Below are 414 nucleotides of genomic sequence, written 5' to 3' on the forward strand. Positions count from 1 at the left end.
CTCCAACAAAGCGACGGTGCGCTTCGACATCCGCGAGCCGGAAAAGCGGCCGGTGAACGCCGCCGCCGACCATACCGAGGTCAAGGCGGTGACCTCGGTGACGGTGCGAGAATCACCCACGGCGACAGCAACGTTGCTGTTCGATCCCAATCATTCCTGGAACGAGCGTATTCTCGCCGAACAGTTCCGCTATTGAGCCGGCTCTGCGACCGACAGGTCGATTAAGCATCCCGATTAAGGTTACAACTTCACAATCGTGCCATTGCTGCCCGTTTCTGTTGACAAATCGAGGGCTTGCTCCTAATTGCAATACCGATCTTGCAGGCGCGTGGCGCTTGCCGCGACGCCATTAGACGCCGTTGCGCTTCCCCGAACCAGCCAAAGACAACAACACTTGTCCTCAGACACCACGAC

1 pseudogene is annotated in these 414 nt (G+C 58.0%); it reads left to right on the forward strand.

The window, feature by feature from the left end:
• A pseudogene (locus EN884_RS38295) lies at positions 1-196 on the forward strand (NAD kinase); the annotation flags it as partial.
• Between the last annotated feature and the right edge of the window lie 218 nt (positions 197-414).

The organism is Mesorhizobium sp. M7A.F.Ca.AU.001.01.1.1, from assembly GCF_004022735.1.
GTDB classification, from domain to species: domain Bacteria; phylum Pseudomonadota; class Alphaproteobacteria; order Rhizobiales; family Rhizobiaceae; genus Mesorhizobium; species Mesorhizobium ciceri.